The sequence below is a fragment of the Hoeflea sp. EC-HK425 genome (assembly GCF_902498795.1).
GTDB classification, from domain to species: Bacteria; Pseudomonadota; Alphaproteobacteria; order Rhizobiales; family Rhizobiaceae; genus Hoeflea; species Hoeflea alexandrii.
Genome location: NZ_LR701572.1, coordinates 3,382,899 through 3,398,863 on the forward strand (window position 1 = coordinate 3,382,899; position 15,965 = coordinate 3,398,863).

A 15,965-nucleotide genomic window follows, 5' to 3' on the forward strand; every position below is an offset into this window, starting at 1 on the left:
CTAAAGCGCCAGGCGCGTGCGGGCGGCCTTGTATTCGGTCTCCAGCCGGTCGACGAGTTCGGACACCGGGCCGATCTTCTTGACCGCTCCGATACCCTGCCCGGAGCCCCAGATTTCCTTCCAGGCCTTCGGTCCGGATGTCGACTTGTCGAAGTCCATCTTGGTCGGATCGGCCTCAGGTAGGTTGTCCGGATCAAGGCCGGATGCGGTGATCGAAGGCTTGAGGTAGTTGCCCGGAATCCCGGTAAAGAAGTTTGAGTAGACGATGTCCTTGGCTTCGCTGTCGACGATCATCTGCTTGTAATCATCGGTTGCGCGGGCCTCGTCGGTGGCAATGAAGGGCGAGCCGATATAGGCCATATCGGCCCCCATGGCCTGGGCTGCGAGAATTGCTCCGCCGTTGGCAATCGAGCCCGAAAGCAGCAGCGGTCCGTCAAACCATTCGCGGATTTCCTGGACCAGCGCAAAGGGCGAGAGCGGGCCGGCGTGGCCACCGGCGCCGGCGGCGACCGCGATCAGTCCATCAGCGCCCTTGTTGATGGCCGAATGGGCATGGCGATTGTTGATGATGTCATGCAGCACGATACCGCCATAGGAATGGATCGCGGCGTTGACCTCGGGCACTGCGCCAAGCGACGAAATCACCACCGGCACCTTGTATTTGACGCACATGGTCAGATCATGCTCCAGCCGCTTGTTGGAGCGGTGAACGATCTGGTTGACAGCAAAAGGAGCGGCCGGGCGGTCCGGGTTCTTTGCGGTGTGGTCGGCAAGACCCTCGGTGATTTCGGCGAGCCATTCGTCAAGCTGGGCTTCCGGGCGGGCGTTGAGCGCGGGAAACGACCCCATGATACCCGCCTTGCACTGGGCCATGACCAGCGGCGGATGGGAAATGATGAACAGGGGTGCGGCAACGACTGGAAGCCGGAAATTGGTCTGGAGAACGGCGGGAAGGGTCATATGGCCTCGCAAATCACAATGACGTTTACGCAAACGTCAATTTCCATAGCAGAGCCCACCGGCACTGAAAAGACTTGACTTGGCCAGCCCAACTCCACAGGCCGATCGGCCCCGTTTTTCGAGCAAGCTTGAGTTTTACCGGGTTAGCGGATACGCACAGCAGGAAGGCACGGGCGGCCAGATGGCGATTTGACCACGGCATCCTGTCTGAACCGGGCCCTGGTGACCCGGGGGTGCCAGAACTGATTTTTGCGGACCGGCTGTGGCCGGACCGCGTGGCACGGAGACAGACCATTGACCGGCATGGAAGCGGCAATTCGCGGGGCTTTGGACAAGGCGGGAATACCCGGTGCGCAGGCCCGCCGCCGTATTTACGATTCCGCCAGGGCGGCGCTCGACCGCAGCCTCGAGCGGCAGGGCATCACCGATCCGGAACGGGTGGATGATCACCGGCACAGGCTGGAACTGCTGATTGCTGAGATCGAGGCCGAATGGACCCCTCCCGCTGCCGAAGAGCCGGCACCCGCAGTTGCTGCCCCTTCCGTGGAACTTCCCGCAGACACCGGTCCGGCGAAAGCCGAGGCGCCTGCCACTTCCCGGCCGGTCTACGATGTGCAGGCGGTCCTCGGCCCCGAACATGAACAGCCGGAGGTCACCCATGTCTCCCGGGACGACACCGATGCCGGAGTGGACGCACCGCAGCAAGCCGCACCGACCGTGGGTTCGGTGTCGCGGCGGCCAAGCGCGCCGGCTGCCGGTGCCAATCTCGATTTTGCTCCCGACGCGCGCGATCATGAAGGCGCAGGCGCTCCGGTTTCCGTTACCGCCGGGGAACGGCCCGCGCATATCAAGGCCCCGGCTTCCGATTCCGGAAAACCGGCCAAGAAGGTCAAGACCCCAAAACCGCGCAAGGAAAAGCGCCGGCGCCCGGTGTTTGCATCAATCTTCTCTGCCGCGGTCATGCTGTCGTTTCTGGGGATCGGCGTCTGGTGGCTGATCGAAAGCGGCGCGCTCAAGAGTGCAGCCGAACGGGACACCGGCGTCCCCAATCCTCCGCCTTCGCTCAGCCGGGATGATTTTGCCGGGGGTCCGCAACAGCTCAATCCCGGCTCCGGATTTTCAGGAGAATGGGCCAATGTGTTCACGCCCGGTCGCGACGGCACGCCGGAGGTTCGCGGCAATGCCCGCGCAGAGGTGATCGAGGAAGAGGAAAGCACCGCGCTTCGAATTTCGTCGGGCAGCGGCGATACAAGTGGAGAGGTGCTGGTACCGCTCGGATCTGAAGTCATGCAGGCGCTTGCAGGGCGGCAATCGGTGCTGGCGCTGACGGTCCGCTCTGCTTCGCCGGAGACAACGCAGATCTATGTCAAATGCGAATTCTCGGTACTGGGCGATTGCGGCCGCCGCCGCTTTGACGTGACCTACGACACGACCGACGTGCTGTTCAGTCTCGACTTTGACCGGGCGCTGGCCCCGAATGAAGGCGGGTACCTGGTGATCAACAGCGACATTTCCGGCGGCGGAAAAAGCATCGATCTGCTGGCGGTGCGGATCCGTCCGCTGAGCTGATCTCCTGCCCTTGGGAAATGGCTGCCTCATCGCCGTTTGACTGAACAAAAACGCCCGCTTCACAGCGGGCGTTTTCTGTTGCGACAGCCTCAGCCGACTTCGGTGACGCGGAGATAAGGGCGGATCTCCTCCCAGCCCTGCGGGAAAATGCTCTTGGCGTCCTCATTGCTGACGGAGGTCGGGATGATGACCTTGCCGCCCGGACGCCAGTCAGCGGGGGTGGCGACCGTCTTGGCGTCGGCCAGCTGCAGGGCGTCGATGACACGGATAATCTCATCGAAGTTGCGGCCGACATTCATCGGATAGGTCATCGTCAGGCGGATCTTCTTGTCCGGATCGATGATGAACACCGAACGCACGGCGGCGGTGGTGCTCGCATTGGGGTGGATCATGTCATAAAGCTCGGCGACCTTGTGGTCTTTGTCGGCCACGATCGGGAAGGTCAGGGTGGTGTCTTGCGTGTCGTTGACGTCGCTGATCCAGGCCATGTGCTCCTCGACGCCGTCCGTCGACAGGCCGATCGGCTTGACGTTGCGGGCTGCGAACTGGTCGGAGAGCTGCGAGGTGCGGCCCATCTCGGTGGTGCAGACCGGGGTGAAATCAGCTGGATGGCTGAAGAAGAAGGCCCAGGACGAGCCGATCCACTCGTGGAAATCGATCGGGCCGTTGGTGGTGTCGGCCTTGAAATTGGGGGCAGTGTCGCCAATCCGTATGGTCATGAAAATCTCCTTAGTTTGGTTGGGAGGTTGTGATCCTGGTTTGTGAAGGTCCGGCGGCAAGCTCGAGCGCCGCCTGATGCTGGCTGAGGAAGACCTTGCCGCTGAGATGCTGCAGAAAATCGCCGCGCCGCAGCCGGTCCATCACCGGTCCCTTGACCTCACTGAGATGGAAGGTGACGCCGAGCGCGTGCAGACGCTCGTTGATCGCCTCCAGCGATTCCAGCGCGCTCATGTCGATCTCGTTGACCGCCGGGCACATCAGCACCACATGCTTGAGCTGCGGACGCGCCGCCACCATGTCATAAAGGCTGTCTTCCAGATAGCGCGCATTGGCGAAATACAGGCTTTCGTCGACCCTGAGCGTCAGCACGGTCTCGTCGATCTCCACCTTGTGGCGCTTGACGTTGCGGAAATGCTCGGTGCCCGGAACCCGGCCGACAACGGCCATGTGCGGCCGCGACGACTTGTAGAGATGGATCAGGATCGACAGCAGCACACCGGCGGTGACGCCGACCTCGACGCCGAAGAGCAGCGTCAGGGCGATGGTGGCTGTGACGGCGGCGAAATCGGCGCGCGAATAGGCCCAGGTCTTTTTCAGGATCGAAAAATCCACGAGCGAAAGGACCGCAACGATGATGGTGGCAGCAAGCGTTGCCTGAGGAAGATTGTAGATCAGTGGCGTCAGCAGCATGGCCGCGAGCAACAATCCGACCGCGGTGTAGGCGCCGGCGGCGGGGGTTTCCGCGCCGGCGTCGAAATTAACCACCGAACGGGCGAAACCGCCGGTGACCGGGTAACCGCCGGTAAACGCCGCCCCGACATTGGCGGCGCCCAGGCCGATCAGTTCCTGATCGGGAACGATGCGCTGGCGCTTGCGGGCGGCCAGGGTCTGGGCAACCGAGACGGATTCGACAAAGCCGATGATCGAGATCAGCACTGCGGGGCCAATCAGCTGGCCCAGCAGATCGGGCGAGAACGACGGCATGGTCAGCGGCGGAAGGCCCTGAGGCACGTCGCCGACCACGCGAACGCCTGCGGCTTCACTGAGATTGAAGACCCAGGCGATGAAGGTGGTGACAAAGACCGCGGCAACCGGCCCGGCCTTGGCCAGCACTCCGGCCAGCTTGGGCTTCATGCCTGTCGACAGCAACAGCGGCATCAGCCCCTTGCGCACCCAGAACAGGAAGGCCGTGGCGCTCACTCCGATTGCCAACGTGATCCAGTTGATCTCACCCAGATGCTCGAACAGGGACTGCAGCAACTCCGGCAGGTTGGCGCCTCCGGCAGAAATGCCAAGGATATGGCGCAGCTGGCTCATGGCGATGAGAATGCCCGAGGCGGTGATGAAGCCGGCGATGACCGGATGCGAGAGGAAGTTGGCGAGAAAGCCCAGCCGGAAGACCCCGAGCAGGATAAGGAAGGCACCCGACAGGAAGGCCAGGGTGACGGCGGCAAGCAGCAGTTCGGGCGAGCCCGGTTCGGCGATGTTGCCGATCGCGGCCGCAGTCATCAGCGAGACCACCGCCACCGGCCCGACGGCCAGCGCCCGGCTGGTGCCGAAGATGGCGTAGAGCACGATCGGCGCGATCGAGGCGTAGATCCCGGTCTCGGCAGGCAGGCCGGCCAGCAACGCGTAGGCCAGCGACTGCGGGATCAGCATGATGGTGACAATCACGGCTGCCACAAGGTCATTGCCCAGCGCGTCGCGATCATAGCGGCGGCCCCAGTCGAAGACCGGCATGACGCGGGCAAGGCGATTGATGATTGCGTGATCTTTTTGCATGTCGATGTCCTTGCAGCGCATCCAGCGCCAGCGTTTAGCAACAGATCGGGATGCCGGCGCCCTTTCCGGAGCGCCGGGCCAGGATTGTCACGGTGGTTCCGTCAGTTCAGCCGACGACTTCCGGCCTGGCCATCCATTCCTTGCCCTTGAGCATGGCCTTCCAGTAGATCGGCGGCAGAATGCGCTCCTTGAGCAGCCACGACACCCGGCTCGGCCTGGTGCCGTCGACGAGAAAGCCGGGAAAACTCGGCAGCAGCTTTCCGCCATAGCCGAACTCGGCGAGAACGATCTTGCCGCGCTCGACCGTCAGCGGGCAGGAACCGTAGCCGTCGTAATGGGCGATGCCCTTGACCCGGCCCATGTCGGCCAGGACGTTGTTGGCGACCACCGGGGCCTGCTTGCGGGCGGCGGCAGCCGTCTTGGCGTTGGGCGCGTTCATCACATCGCCCAGCGACCAGATGTTCTCGAAAGTCTTGTGGCGCAGGGTGGTCTGATCGACATCGACCCAGCCTGCCGCATCGGCAAGCGGGCTGACGCGAATGAAATCGGGTGCTGTCTGCGGCGGCACGACATGGATCATGTCGAAAGACTTTTCGACTATCTCCTTGTTGCCGCCGGCATCGGTGACCGAGAACCAGGCCTTCCTGGCCGGGCCATCAATCCTGACCAGATTGTGCATGAAGCTCAGTTGGGCATTGTACCTGGCGATGTACTCTTCAAGCGCGGGCACATAGTCCTTGACCCCGAAGAGCACGCCGCCGGCGTTGCAGAACTCGATCTCGATGTTTGCCAGATCGCCGGACTTGAACCAGTGATCGCCGGAAAGATAGAGCGCCTTCTGCGGTGCTCCGGCACATTTGATCGGCATCGGTGGCTGGGTAAAGATCGCCTTGCCAGACTTCATGCCCTTGACCAGCTTCCACGTATAGGGCGCCAGATCATAACGGTAGTTCGACGTCACACCATTTCGTCCGAGGGTTTCGGGCAGCCCTTCGATGGCGTCCCAATCGAGCTTGAGGCCGGGGGCGACAATCAGGCGATTGTAGCGGACCACCCGGCAGCCATCGAGTATCACCGCGTTGTTGGCGGGCTCGAAGGCTGAAACGGCGGCCTTGATCCAGGATACACCGCGCGGGATCAGCGATCCCATGGTGCGGGCGGTGACTTCGGGTTCGAAGATGCCGCCGCCTACCATCGTCCATCCGGGCTGATAATAATGAACGTCCTGCGGGTCGATGATGGCGATGTCGAGGTCGGACACCCGGGCAAGCAGGCTGGCAGCGACGGAAACGCCCGCCGACCCCCCGCCGATGATGACGATGTCATGGGAGAAATCGGCAACATCCGTGGGTGTCTTGCCGCCATTGGCAATGCGCCTTACGACGCCCGACATGTCGTATCCGGCCGCCTTGGTGGCGGCCAGAATGGTGGGCAGAGGCGTGCCGCGCGCACCTTCGGCCAAGGCCCAGAGCGTGGTCGACCGGGTGCCGGTGCGGCAATAGGCGAGCACGGGACCGGGAAGATCAGAGATCGCGGCATCGAACCTGCCGGCGTCCTCGTCGGCCACGCGGCCTGCGACGATGGGCATGTAGTGGGCCTCAAGACCAGCCGCCCGCGCAGCCTTTTCGACTTCCGCGAATGTCGGCTGGTCATTGCCCTCGCCGTCGGGGCGATTGCAGATGATCGAACGAAAACCTGCCATCTTCAACTCGGCCACGTCGGCCGGGGCGATTTGCGGGCTCACCGAGAGCCCGCGGTTGATCTTCCTGATGTCCATGACTGCTTTCATCCAATCCGTGGTTACGGCCTGTCCGGTGTCGCTTTATGGTCGAAGGAGCCCGTCAAAGTCCGTTGACGGGAACCTTCAGCATTGCACGCCCGTCCTTATCGGTCGGAATGTCACCGGCGCGCATGTTGACCTGCAGCGACGGGATGATCAGCCGCGGCATCGCCAGCTGGGCATCGCGCTCGGTGCGGAACTTGATGAAATCCTCGCGGCTCTTGCCGCCACCGACATGGATGTTGTGAGCCTTCTCGTCGCCGACCGTGGTTTCCCACTGGATATCGCGACCATTCGGACCGTAGTCATGACACATGAACAGGCGCATCTCGTCGGGCAGCGACAGCACTTTCTGGATCGAGTCGTAGAGCGTGGCTGCATCGCCGCCAGGGAAATCGGCGCGGGCCGATCCGCCATCGGGCATGAAGAGGGTGTCGCCGACAAAGGCGGCATTGCCCATGACATGGACCATGCAGGCGGGGGTGTGGCCCGGCGTGTACATGGCGACGGCCTGCATCGTGCCGATCTGGTAGGTATCGCCATCTTTGAACAGGGCGTCGAACTGCGAGCCGTCGCGCTGGAACTCGGTGCCTTCGTTGAAGATCTTGCCGAAGGTGTCCTGCACGACCATGATCTTGTCGCCAATGCCAATCTTGCCGCCCAGCTTGTCCTGGATGTAGGGCGCGGCGGAAAGATGGTCGGCGTGAACATGGGTCTCGATGATCCATTCCAGCGTGAGGCCATTCTCCTGAATGTATTCAATCATCCGGTCGGCGTGGCCGTAGGTGATCCGGCCGGCGGCATAGTCGATGTCCATGACGGAATCGACGACAGCGCAGGACTTGGAGGCAGGGTCCCTGACCACATAACTGATGGTGTTGGTGTCGGGGTCGAAGAAAGCCTTGACCTCTGGTGTGACAGACATGTCCACTGGATAGTTCGACATTGTATCATCTCCTCTTTTCGTCAGGTCGGATTTTGCGCTGCCGAAGGTTGCGGCGCCATGTTCAAGATGCCGGGTCACCCGGAGGCAACCCGGCGCTTTGCTCAGAATGCCTTGGCAGGCTTGTGGCGCAGGCCGTCGAGCGACCGTGCCAGCACGATGCCGATGATCATGGCGCCAACGAAGGCGATGACATCAAGGCCGCCGAAACCGAGCGCAGGGATAGCGCCGCCGGGACAAAAGCCGGCAATGCCCCAGCCAATTCCGAAGACGGCCGAGCCCCCGATCAGCCTCGCATCGATGGTCCGGTTGATCGGAAGATGGAATTCCGCGTCGAAGACGGGCTTCTTGCGGGCGCCAAACACCAGCACGTAACCAATCGCAGTCGTTATCAGTGCGCCGCCCATCACGAAGATCAGGCTGGGATCCCAGCTGCCGGCAACGTCGAAGAAATTGAGCACCTTGGCCGGGTTGGCCATGCCGGAGATGGCAATGCCAAGACCGAAGATCATTCCGGTGAGGCCGGACAGGAGAAGCTTCTGCATGGATCAGATCCCCGCAATGTGACGGACGACATAGACGGTCAGTCCGGTGAAAATCATGAAGGTGATCGTTGCCGCGATCGAACGCGGCGACAGCCGCGCCATGCCGCAGACACCGTGGCCCGAGGTGCAGCCGGCACCGTAGTAGACGCCAACGCCGACGATCAGGCCGCCCAAAGCCAGCAGCGGCAGCGAGACGGGAACGGCGTAGGGAATCGCACCACCGGCAGCCAGAAAAACCATCGGACCGATCACAGCGCCGGCAAGAAAGGCAATGCGCCAGGCCCAGTCAGTCGATATCGGCGGAATAATGCCCGTGAGAATACCGGTCATGCCGGCAATGCGGCCATTGAACGCCATCAACAAGATTGCCGAAAGGCCGATGAGAATGCCGCCGGTCAGTGACATCCATGGCGTGAATTCTGTTTCCATGCTTGTGTCTTCCCTCTTTGGATTGTGCCGTTTGAAGGCAGGGCGTCGTTGCGCCCGATCCAGATATATATAAGCGATATTCCATATTCAAGAGGTTAAATATATCTTCGTGTGAGGTAAGCTCACAAAAAAGAAGCGCCGCACTGGCGACGCTTCCAATAGCAGGCTCAACTGCTGCTTCGGCCTAGCCGGCAGCCATCTTCGGCTTGCGGATGTCCGGATGCAGGGTCTTGCCCAGGATATGGTCATCTGTCCCGATGACATGACTGCTTGAACCGACAATCAGCCGGTCCGGGTGATGGACAACCAGATGATCCTTGTTGGGATAGGGCAGGCTAGACAGGAAGTGCTTCATGCAATTGAGTCGTGCGCGTTTCTTGCAGTCGGACTTGACGATGGTCCAGGGCGCGTCGGCTGTGTCTGTGTAGAAGAACATCGCCTCCTTGGCCTCGGTGTAGTCGTCCCACTTGTCGAGCGAGGCCTTGTCGATGGGCGACAGTTTCCATTGCTTGAGCGGATCCCTCTCGCGCTGGCCAAACCGCCTGAGCTGTTCGCCCTGCGTCACCGAGAACCAGTACTTGAATAAAAGGATGCCGGAACGGGTGAGCATGCGCTCGATCTCGGGTGCCTCGCGCATGAATTCGAGATATTCAGTCGGCGAAGAAAACCCCATGACACGCTCAACACCTGCGCGATTGTACCAGGAGCGGTCGAACAACACCATTTCGCCCGATGCCGGCAGATGCTCGATGTAGCGCTGGAAGTACCATTGCGAGCGTTCCCGGTCGGTTGGCTTGTTGAGTGCCACAACACGGGCCGTACGCGGGTTGAGATGCTCCGTAAAGCGCTTGATGGTGCCACCCTTGCCGGCCGCATCCCGGCCTTCAAACAGCATCACCACCTTTTGGCCGGTGTCCTCGATCCAGCGCTGGGCCTTGAGCAACTCGACCTGCAGTCTGGCCTTTTCCTTTTCATAGGCGACGCGGCGCATCCTGGTCTTGTAGGGATAGACCCCCTGCTCGAACAATTGCGCGATCGCAGCTTCGTCCTTGCGGATGTCTGCTGTGGTCAACCGCGGTGGCTTGGCCTCAACCGTTTCCTTGTCCGATGTTTCGAGCACCGTCTCGGAGATTGCGGCCGCCACGTCGTCGACCGTTGTTTCGAGTTCGCTTTTTGTGTCTTCCATTTCATGCCCCGCTCAAACAAAGGGGTAGTATAGCCGCAAGACGCACATCCAGCCTTGACCAGTGTCAAACCATGACAAACAAAATGGCGCAGGGCGGCGTCGCTGGCATCGGTAAATGGGACGACGCCTCAAAACCCGCCGGTTTGCCTCAACCGTTGCGATAGGTGTAGCTGTAGCCGTTAAGTGCCGGAGCTCCTCCGAGGTGGGCGTAAAGAATATTCGAGCCTTTGGGGAAAAAGCCCTTTTGCGCAAGATCGATCATGCCCTGCATCGACTTTCCTTCGTAGACCGGATCGGTGATCATTGCTTCCGTCCGTGCGGCAAGGCGGATCGCCTCATTGGTCTCGTGGCTTGGGACGCCATAGGCCGGATAGGCATAATCGGAGTTGATGACGATCTCGTCGTCGCGCACCTTGCGGCCAAGCTCAACAAGATCCGCTGTGTTGTCCACGATGCCGCGGACCTGTGCACGCAGCTGCTCGGGGGTTCCAGAGCCATCAATGCCGATGACCCGGTTCGCCCGGTCGTCGGCAGCAAAGCCCACAATCATGCCGGCCTGTGTCGAGCCGGTGACGACGCAGACAATGATGTAGTCGAAGGTGATCCCCATTTCGGCTTCCTGGGCGCGCACCTCCTCGGCAAAACCGACATAGCCGAGGCCGCCGTATTTGTGCACCGAAGCACCGGCCGGGATCGGATAGGGTACGCCGCCGCGGTCGCGCACCGACTGCATGGCGTCCTCCCAGCTCTGGCGGATGCCGATGTCGAAGCCCTCGTCGACCAACCTGCTGTCGGCGCCCATCAGGCGGGTGAGCAGGATATTGCCAACCCGGTCATAGACCGCGTCATCATGCGGCACCCAGCTTTCCTGGACCACGACGCACTTCATGCCGATCTTGGCGGCGGTGGCCGCGACCATGCGGGTGTGGTTGGACTGGACGCCGCCGATCGAGACCAGGGTATCAGCGCCAGCGGCGATCGCATCAGGCACGATGTATTCGAGCTTGCGCAACTTGTTGCCGCCCAGCGCCAGGCCCGAATTGCAGTCATCCCGCTTGGCATAGATCTCCACATCGGCACCAATGGCTGCGCTCAGACGCGGAAGATGCTCGATCGGGGTCGGGCCTGCGAAGGTGAGCGGGTAACGGTCGAATTTGGCGAGGTTCATGGGTGTCTGTCCGTGGGTTAGGGCCTGGTCGGCGCGAGGTGGCTCATTCAGGAGAGAAACCTAACCCGGATCGCATGAAAGGTGCTTTCAAACTCGTCGCGTGGAATTTATCATGCAGCAAATTCGAAACAGAATTTCGATGGGTTCTTCCATCGTAATATCAATTTACGGAAGCTTCTTTCATGCCTGCTGATCTTGATAAAATCGACCGCAAGATGCTCAAGCTGCTCCAGGCGGACGGACGGCTGAGCAATGCCGATCTCGCCCAGAAGGTCTCCGTCAGCCCTGCAACCTGCCATCGCCGCACCCAGCGGCTGGTCGACGAGGGCTTCATCAAGGGGTTCAGGGCGCTGATCAATCCGCACGCAGTTTCGCGCGGCGCGCTGGTCATGGTCGGCGTGGTGCTCGATCGCTCAACACCCGAGAGTTTCGCAGCCTTCGAGACGGCGATCCGCAAGTTGAGCTTCGTGCTCGACTGTCATCTGGTCGCCGGTGACTTCGACTATTTCCTGAAAGTGCGGGTGCAGGACATGGCCGATTTCAACAAGCTGCACGGCGAGCAGCTCATCGCCTTTCCCGGCGTGCGCCAGATCCGAAGCTTTTTCGTGATGAAAGAAGTCACCGACAACGCGCCGCTCGACTTCTGAGGTCGGTCGCCCGCCTCAGTTGGTGGCGCTCACCAATTTGGCAACCCGGTCGATCGCCAGCAGATAGCCCTGCGTGCCGCATCCTGCGATGACGCCGTCGGCGCGCAGCGACACGTAGGAATGGCGACGGAATTCCTCGCGCTTGTGCACGTTGGAAATGTGGACTTCCATCACCGGGCCTTCAAAAGTGTTGAGCGCATCGAGGATCGCGATGGAGGTGTGGGTGTAGGCGCCGGGGTTGATGATCACGGCTACTGCATCTTCACGGGCCTCGTGGATCCAGTCGATCAGCTGGTGCTCGGCATTGGATTGCAGGAACCGGACGGCAAGGCCATAGCTTTCGGCCTGGCTCAAGGCTGCAGCCTCAACATCGGCCAGGGTTTCGTGGCCATAGATCTCCGGCTGGCGCTTGCCCAGAAGATTGAGGTTCGGTCCGTTGAGGACATAGATCGTGCCGGTCACCGGGTCTGCCTTTCGCTGATGCCCCGAAACGGGGCGATGCAAATTCCTAGCCCGAGCGCACGACATGCCGCAAGCCTTGCCGGCGATCATTCCAATCCGTAGGGCACTGTTTTGCGGGTGTTGGGATCGACCACCAGACGGCGCTTGAGTGGGGGGACTGCGCGCTGATGGCAGTTGCGGCGCTCGCAGATCCGGCAGGAGACGCCGATCGGTTCGAAGGCCTCGGCGCGGGCGATGTCGAGATCGTCGGCGTAGACCAACTCGCCGGCGTGAGCCACCTCGCAGCCGAGCGCTAAGGCATAGGACTGCACCGGATCGCGCCAGCCGCCGGAGGGTTTGGAGACCGCAGTGGCAAGGCAGAGATAACGCACGCCGTCCGGCGTTTCGGCCAGCTGCCGGATGATCCGGTTCGGGGTCTCGAAGGCGGAATGCGCGTTCCACAAGGGACAGGCAGAGCCGAAACGGGCGAATTGCAACTTGGTGGCGGAATGACGCTTGGTGATGTTGCCGGCCTTGTCGACCCGGGCGAAGAAGAACGGCACGCCCTTCTGTCCCGGCCGCTGCAGGGTCGAAAGCCGGTGCGCCACCTGCTCGAGACTGGTTGCGAACCGGTCGGCCAAAAGCACAAGGTCGTGGCGCAACTCGCGTGCAGCGGCGCTGAAAGCGCCATAGGGCAGGATGGCGGCGCCGGCAAAGTAGTTGGCAAGACCGATGCGGCAGATACCGGCGGCATCAGCCGAGCGGAAGCGCGCCTCGGAGATGATCCGGGTCATCGCCGCGTCATGCTCGATCAGCGCAATCTGGCAGGCAATCTGGAAGGCCTGGGTCGAGGCCGGCGTGCGCGGATTGAGCCAGAGCACGCGGCTGACCGGATCGAAACGGCGCAGCCCGCCGCCATTCGCATCGCCCTGCCCCGCCCCCGGCTCGCTGCCGGCGCCGATCACCACCCGCACCCGGTGGCGCCGTTCGATATGGTCGGCCAGCGCCTTGAGGCTGACGCCGCGACTCTTGGCCAGGTCCCGGCTCAGCGACTCTCCAGCGATATCCAGCTCGTGAATGTAGTTGTCGACATAGTGGAAGAAGTCACGAACTTCCTCGTAAGGCGTCGGCTCGCTCAGTGCGCCGGACCGCTCCAGCGTCTCGTCGAGTTCGGCGAGCTGGTCGCCGGAGCGGCGCATGGCCTGGTGCAGAGACAGGAAGGCGCGGGCAAAAGACGGGGCGTTCTGCACAACCAGCTTGACATCGGTCAGCGACGGTTGTGCCCCGCCCGAGACCGGATCGGCGAGCGCCTCGGAGACATCGGCGAGCAGCCGGTCGCTGTCCTGGTCGGACAGGGTGGTGATGTCGACGGAGAAGGCTTCGGCCAGCGCCAGCAGCACCGAGGCACTGACATGGCGTTGGTTGTTCTCGATCTGGTTGAGATAGCTGGTGGAGATGCCAAGCTTCTGGGCAAAGCCGGCCTGGGTCAGGCCGTGCTCGCCGCGGATGGCGCGGACCTTGCCGCCGATGAAGAGCTTGCGTGCCCGCATGAATGTTCGCAACTTTGCAAAATTGCAGTCGCAAACATTGCTAGTGCAACATGCTTACCTTTTCAACCCTGTTGCGGCACGTTCATTCGCGCTACCACCGGACAATCATTTCCCGGTTTCACGGAGTGCCCGCCTTGACCCTTTATGCCGCCCTGACCGCCTCCCGGCCCGAAAAACTGGCCATCGCCAGCCTCGTGGCCATTGCCGGCTCGATTCTGCTGACGCTGTCAGCCAAGCTCTCGATCCCCTTCTACCCGGTGCCGCTGACCATGACGACGTTTGTCGTCATCGGGCTGGGGCTGGCGCTAGGGTCCCGGCTCGGCTCTGCTGCGGTGGCGCTGTATCTTGTCCAGGGTGCGCTCGGCCTGCCGGTGTTTGCCGGCACGCCGGAGAAGGGCATCGGCCTTGCCTACATGATGGGTCCGACCGGGGGCTATCTGCTTGGCTACTTGCTGGCCGCGTTTGCCGCCGGCAGCTTAGCGGAACGCGGCATGGACCGCTCGCCGCTGACCGCGTTCCTTGCCGCGCTTGCCGCCAGCGCCATCATCTATGTGCCCGGCGTTTTGTGGCTCGGCGCGCTTTTTGGCTGGGATCAGCCGATCCTCGCCTGGGGGCTGACGCCGTTCATCCTGGGGGATGCGACCAAAGCAGCCTTGGCAGCGGCAGTGTTTCCGGCAACATGGGCTATGATTGCGAAAAAGGGAGGCCTGTGATGCGGGAGATTATCGAAGAGGTTGAGCAGCGGCGCGAACAGGCCCGGCTTGGCGGCGGGCAGAAGCGGATAGACGCGCAGCACGCCAAGGGCAAGCTGACCGCGCGCGAACGGCTGGAAGTGCTTCTCGACGAGGGATCGTTCGAGGAATACGACATGTACAAGACCCATCGCTGCACCGATTTCGGCATGGAGACCCAGGTGTTTCCCGGCGATGGCGTGATCACCGGCTGGGGCACGATCAACGGCCGCCCGGTCTACGTGTTTTCCCAGGATTTCACCGTGTTCGGCGGCTCTCTTTCGGAGACACATGCCGAGAAGATCTGCAAGGTGATGGATCTCGCCGTGCAGAACGGCGCACCGCTGATCGGGCTCAATGATTCCGGCGGCGCACGAATCCAGGAAGGCGTGGCCTCGCTCGGCGGCTATGCGGAAGTGTTCTGGCGCAACGTGCAGGCCTCGGGCGTGATCCCGCAGATCTCGGTGATCATGGGTCCCTGCGCGGGCGGGGCCGTCTACTCGCCGGCTATGACCGACTTCATCTTCATGGTCAAGGACACCAGCTACATGTTCGTGACCGGCCCGGACGTGGTCAAGACCGTGACCAACGAGATCGTCACGGCGGAAGAACTCGGCGGCGCTTCGACCCATACCAAGAAGTCTTCGGTCGCCGACGGAGCCTACGACAACGACGTCGAGGCGCTGATCGAGATCCGCCGGATGTTCGATTTCCTGCCATTGTCGAGCCGCGAAAACCCGCCGGTCATTCCGACCGCGGACGCACCCGACAGGATCGAGAACGCGCTCGACACGCTGATCCCGGACAATCCGAACAAGCCCTACGACATGCGTGAGGTCATTGCCCGGGTCGGCGACGAGGGCGATTTCTTCGAGATCCAGGCCAACCACGCCAGGAACATCCTCTGCGGCTTCATCCGGCTCAACGGCTCGACCGTCGGTGTCGTCGCCAACCAGCCGATGGTGCTGGCCGGCTGTCTCGACATCGACTCGTCGAAGAAGGCCGCCCGCTTCGTGCGCTTCTGCGACGCGTTCAACATCCCGATCCTGACGCTGGTCGACGTGCCGGGCTTCCTGCCGGGCGTCGGCCAGGAATACAACGGCATCATCAAGCATGGCGCCAAGCTGCTGTTTGCCTATGCCGAGGCCACCGTGCCGAAGGTCACCGTGATCACCCGCAAGGCCTATGGCGGCGCCTATGACGTGATGGCGTCCAAGCACATCCGCGCCGACGTCAACTACGCCTGGCCCACCGCGCAGATCGCCGTGATGGGGGCCAAGGGCGCGACCGAGATCCTTTACCGTTCCGAGCTTGGCGACCCGGACAAGATCGCCAGCCGCACCAAGGATTACGAAGACCGCTTCGCCAATCCGTTCGTCGCCGCCCAGCGCGGCTTCATCGACGAGGTGATCATGCCGCACTCGACGCGGCGCCGGGTGGTCCGCGCCTTCGAGATGCTGAAGACCAAGAAGGTGACGCAGCCGCTGCGCAAGCACGACAACATTCCGTTGTGA

15 protein-coding genes are annotated in these 15,965 nt (G+C 62.1%); 4 read left to right on the forward strand and 11 right to left on the reverse strand.

Features of this window, described 5'->3' with window-relative positions:
• The gene (locus SPHINGO391_RS19020) at positions 1-960 is read right to left on the reverse strand and encodes a nitronate monooxygenase family protein (RefSeq protein ID WP_152010311.1); all 960 of its coding nucleotides are present in this window, start codon (positions 958-960) and stop codon (positions 1-3) included.
• Positions 961-1,254: 294 nt separating this feature from the next.
• Here SPHINGO391_RS19020 and SPHINGO391_RS19025 point away from each other — a divergent pair, with 294 nt between their 5' ends.
• Positions 1,255-2,529: a hypothetical protein gene (locus tag SPHINGO391_RS19025; RefSeq protein WP_152010312.1), complete on the forward strand. Its 1,275-nt coding sequence runs from the start codon at positions 1,255-1,257 to the stop codon at positions 2,527-2,529.
• A gap of 89 nt (positions 2,530-2,618) precedes the next feature.
• Here the strand turns inward: SPHINGO391_RS19025 and SPHINGO391_RS19030 are convergent, their stop codons facing one another.
• The 8 genes from SPHINGO391_RS19030 to SPHINGO391_RS19065 all read right to left on the reverse strand — a co-directional run bounded on the left by SPHINGO391_RS19030 (position 2,619) and on the right by SPHINGO391_RS19065 (position 11,082).
• On the reverse strand, positions 2,619-3,248 hold the full coding sequence (locus SPHINGO391_RS19030) for a peroxiredoxin (RefSeq protein WP_152010313.1): 630 nt from the start codon (positions 3,246-3,248) through the stop codon (positions 2,619-2,621).
• Between the two features lie 10 nt (positions 3,249-3,258).
• On the reverse strand, positions 3,259-5,031 hold the full coding sequence (gene sulP / locus SPHINGO391_RS19035) for a sulfate permease (protein ID WP_152010314.1): 1,773 nt from the start codon (positions 5,029-5,031) through the stop codon (positions 3,259-3,261).
• A 106-nt stretch (positions 5,032-5,137) separates the two neighbouring features.
• Positions 5,138-6,808, reverse strand: coding sequence for a bifunctional protein tyrosine phosphatase family protein/NAD(P)/FAD-dependent oxidoreductase (locus tag SPHINGO391_RS19040; RefSeq protein WP_152010315.1), 1,671 nt, complete (start codon positions 6,806-6,808; stop codon positions 5,138-5,140).
• 64 nt (positions 6,809-6,872) lie between these two features.
• Positions 6,873-7,757, reverse strand: coding sequence for an MBL fold metallo-hydrolase (locus SPHINGO391_RS19045; RefSeq protein ID WP_152010316.1), 885 nt, complete (start codon positions 7,755-7,757; stop codon positions 6,873-6,875).
• 101 nt (positions 7,758-7,858) lie between these two features.
• Positions 7,859-8,299 (reverse strand): DUF6691 family protein, encoded by a 441-nt coding sequence (locus SPHINGO391_RS19050; RefSeq protein WP_152010317.1) that lies wholly within the window; start codon positions 8,297-8,299, stop codon positions 7,859-7,861.
• A gap of 3 nt (positions 8,300-8,302) precedes the next feature.
• Complete coding sequence (locus SPHINGO391_RS19055; protein ID WP_152010318.1) at positions 8,303-8,791, reverse strand: YeeE/YedE family protein; 489 nt, start codon at positions 8,789-8,791, stop codon at positions 8,303-8,305.
• 121 nt (positions 8,792-8,912) lie between these two features.
• On the reverse strand, positions 8,913-9,914 hold the full coding sequence (ppk2, locus tag SPHINGO391_RS19060) for a polyphosphate kinase 2 (RefSeq protein ID WP_152010319.1): 1,002 nt from the start codon (positions 9,912-9,914) through the stop codon (positions 8,913-8,915).
• A 148-nt stretch (positions 9,915-10,062) separates the two neighbouring features.
• Positions 10,063-11,082, reverse strand: a complete 1,020-nt coding sequence (locus SPHINGO391_RS19065) for a 1-aminocyclopropane-1-carboxylate deaminase (RefSeq protein WP_152010320.1) — start codon at positions 11,080-11,082, stop codon at positions 10,063-10,065.
• Between the two features lie 182 nt (positions 11,083-11,264).
• Between SPHINGO391_RS19065 and SPHINGO391_RS19070 the strand changes: the two genes are divergently transcribed.
• Positions 11,265-11,729 carry an Lrp/AsnC ligand binding domain-containing protein gene (locus SPHINGO391_RS19070; protein ID WP_152010321.1) on the forward strand — a complete coding sequence of 155 codons (465 nt, stop codon included), beginning with the start codon at positions 11,265-11,267 and terminating at the stop codon, positions 11,727-11,729.
• 15 nt (positions 11,730-11,744) lie between these two features.
• Here SPHINGO391_RS19070 and aroQ read toward each other — a convergent pair whose 3' ends face one another.
• The gene (gene aroQ, locus SPHINGO391_RS19075) at positions 11,745-12,191 is read right to left on the reverse strand and encodes a type II 3-dehydroquinate dehydratase (RefSeq protein WP_152010322.1); all 447 of its coding nucleotides are present in this window, start codon (positions 12,189-12,191) and stop codon (positions 11,745-11,747) included.
• Positions 12,192-12,277: 86 nt separating this feature from the next.
• The gene (locus SPHINGO391_RS19080; RefSeq protein WP_152010323.1) at positions 12,278-13,720 is read right to left on the reverse strand and encodes a short-chain fatty acyl-CoA regulator family protein; all 1,443 of its coding nucleotides are present in this window, start codon (positions 13,718-13,720) and stop codon (positions 12,278-12,280) included.
• Positions 13,721-13,854: 134 nt separating this feature from the next.
• On the opposite strand from SPHINGO391_RS19080, the gene SPHINGO391_RS19085 reads away from it, so the two are divergent.
• Positions 13,855-14,433 carry a biotin transporter BioY gene (locus SPHINGO391_RS19085; protein ID WP_152010324.1) on the forward strand — a complete coding sequence of 193 codons (579 nt, stop codon included), beginning with the start codon at positions 13,855-13,857 and terminating at the stop codon, positions 14,431-14,433.
• Positions 14,433-15,965, forward strand: a complete 1,533-nt coding sequence (locus SPHINGO391_RS19090) for an acyl-CoA carboxylase subunit beta (RefSeq protein WP_152010325.1) — start codon at positions 14,433-14,435, stop codon at positions 15,963-15,965. Before SPHINGO391_RS19085 ends, SPHINGO391_RS19090 begins: the two co-directional genes overlap by 1 nt.

Bases quoted from the DNA above. Each gene is read 5' to 3' on its own strand.
- SPHINGO391_RS19020 (WP_152010311.1), bottom strand. From the start codon at position 960: ATGACCCTTCCCGCCGTTCTCCAGACCAATTTCCGGCTTCCAGTCGTT.
- SPHINGO391_RS19030 (WP_152010313.1), bottom strand. From the start codon at position 3,248: ATGACCATACGGATTGGCGACACTGCCCCCAATTTCAAGGCCGACACC.
- sulP (WP_152010314.1), bottom strand. From the start codon at position 5,031: ATGCAAAAAGATCACGCAATCATCAATCGCCTTGCCCGCGTCATGCCG.
- SPHINGO391_RS19040 (WP_152010315.1), bottom strand. From the start codon at position 6,808: ATGGACATCAGGAAGATCAACCGCGGGCTCTCGGTGAGCCCGCAAATC.
- SPHINGO391_RS19045 (WP_152010316.1), bottom strand. From the start codon at position 7,757: ATGTCGAACTATCCAGTGGACATGTCTGTCACACCAGAGGTCAAGGCT.
- SPHINGO391_RS19050 (WP_152010317.1), bottom strand. From the start codon at position 8,299: ATGCAGAAGCTTCTCCTGTCCGGCCTCACCGGAATGATCTTCGGTCTT.
- ppk2 (WP_152010319.1), bottom strand. From the start codon at position 9,914: ATGGAAGACACAAAAAGCGAACTCGAAACAACGGTCGACGACGTGGCG.
- SPHINGO391_RS19065 (WP_152010320.1), bottom strand. From the start codon at position 11,082: ATGAACCTCGCCAAATTCGACCGTTACCCGCTCACCTTCGCAGGCCCG.
- SPHINGO391_RS19070 (WP_152010321.1), top strand. From the start codon at position 11,265: ATGCCTGCTGATCTTGATAAAATCGACCGCAAGATGCTCAAGCTGCTC.
- SPHINGO391_RS19080 (WP_152010323.1), bottom strand. From the start codon at position 13,720: ATGCGGGCACGCAAGCTCTTCATCGGCGGCAAGGTCCGCGCCATCCGC.
- SPHINGO391_RS19090 (WP_152010325.1), top strand. From the start codon at position 14,433: ATGCGGGAGATTATCGAAGAGGTTGAGCAGCGGCGCGAACAGGCCCGG.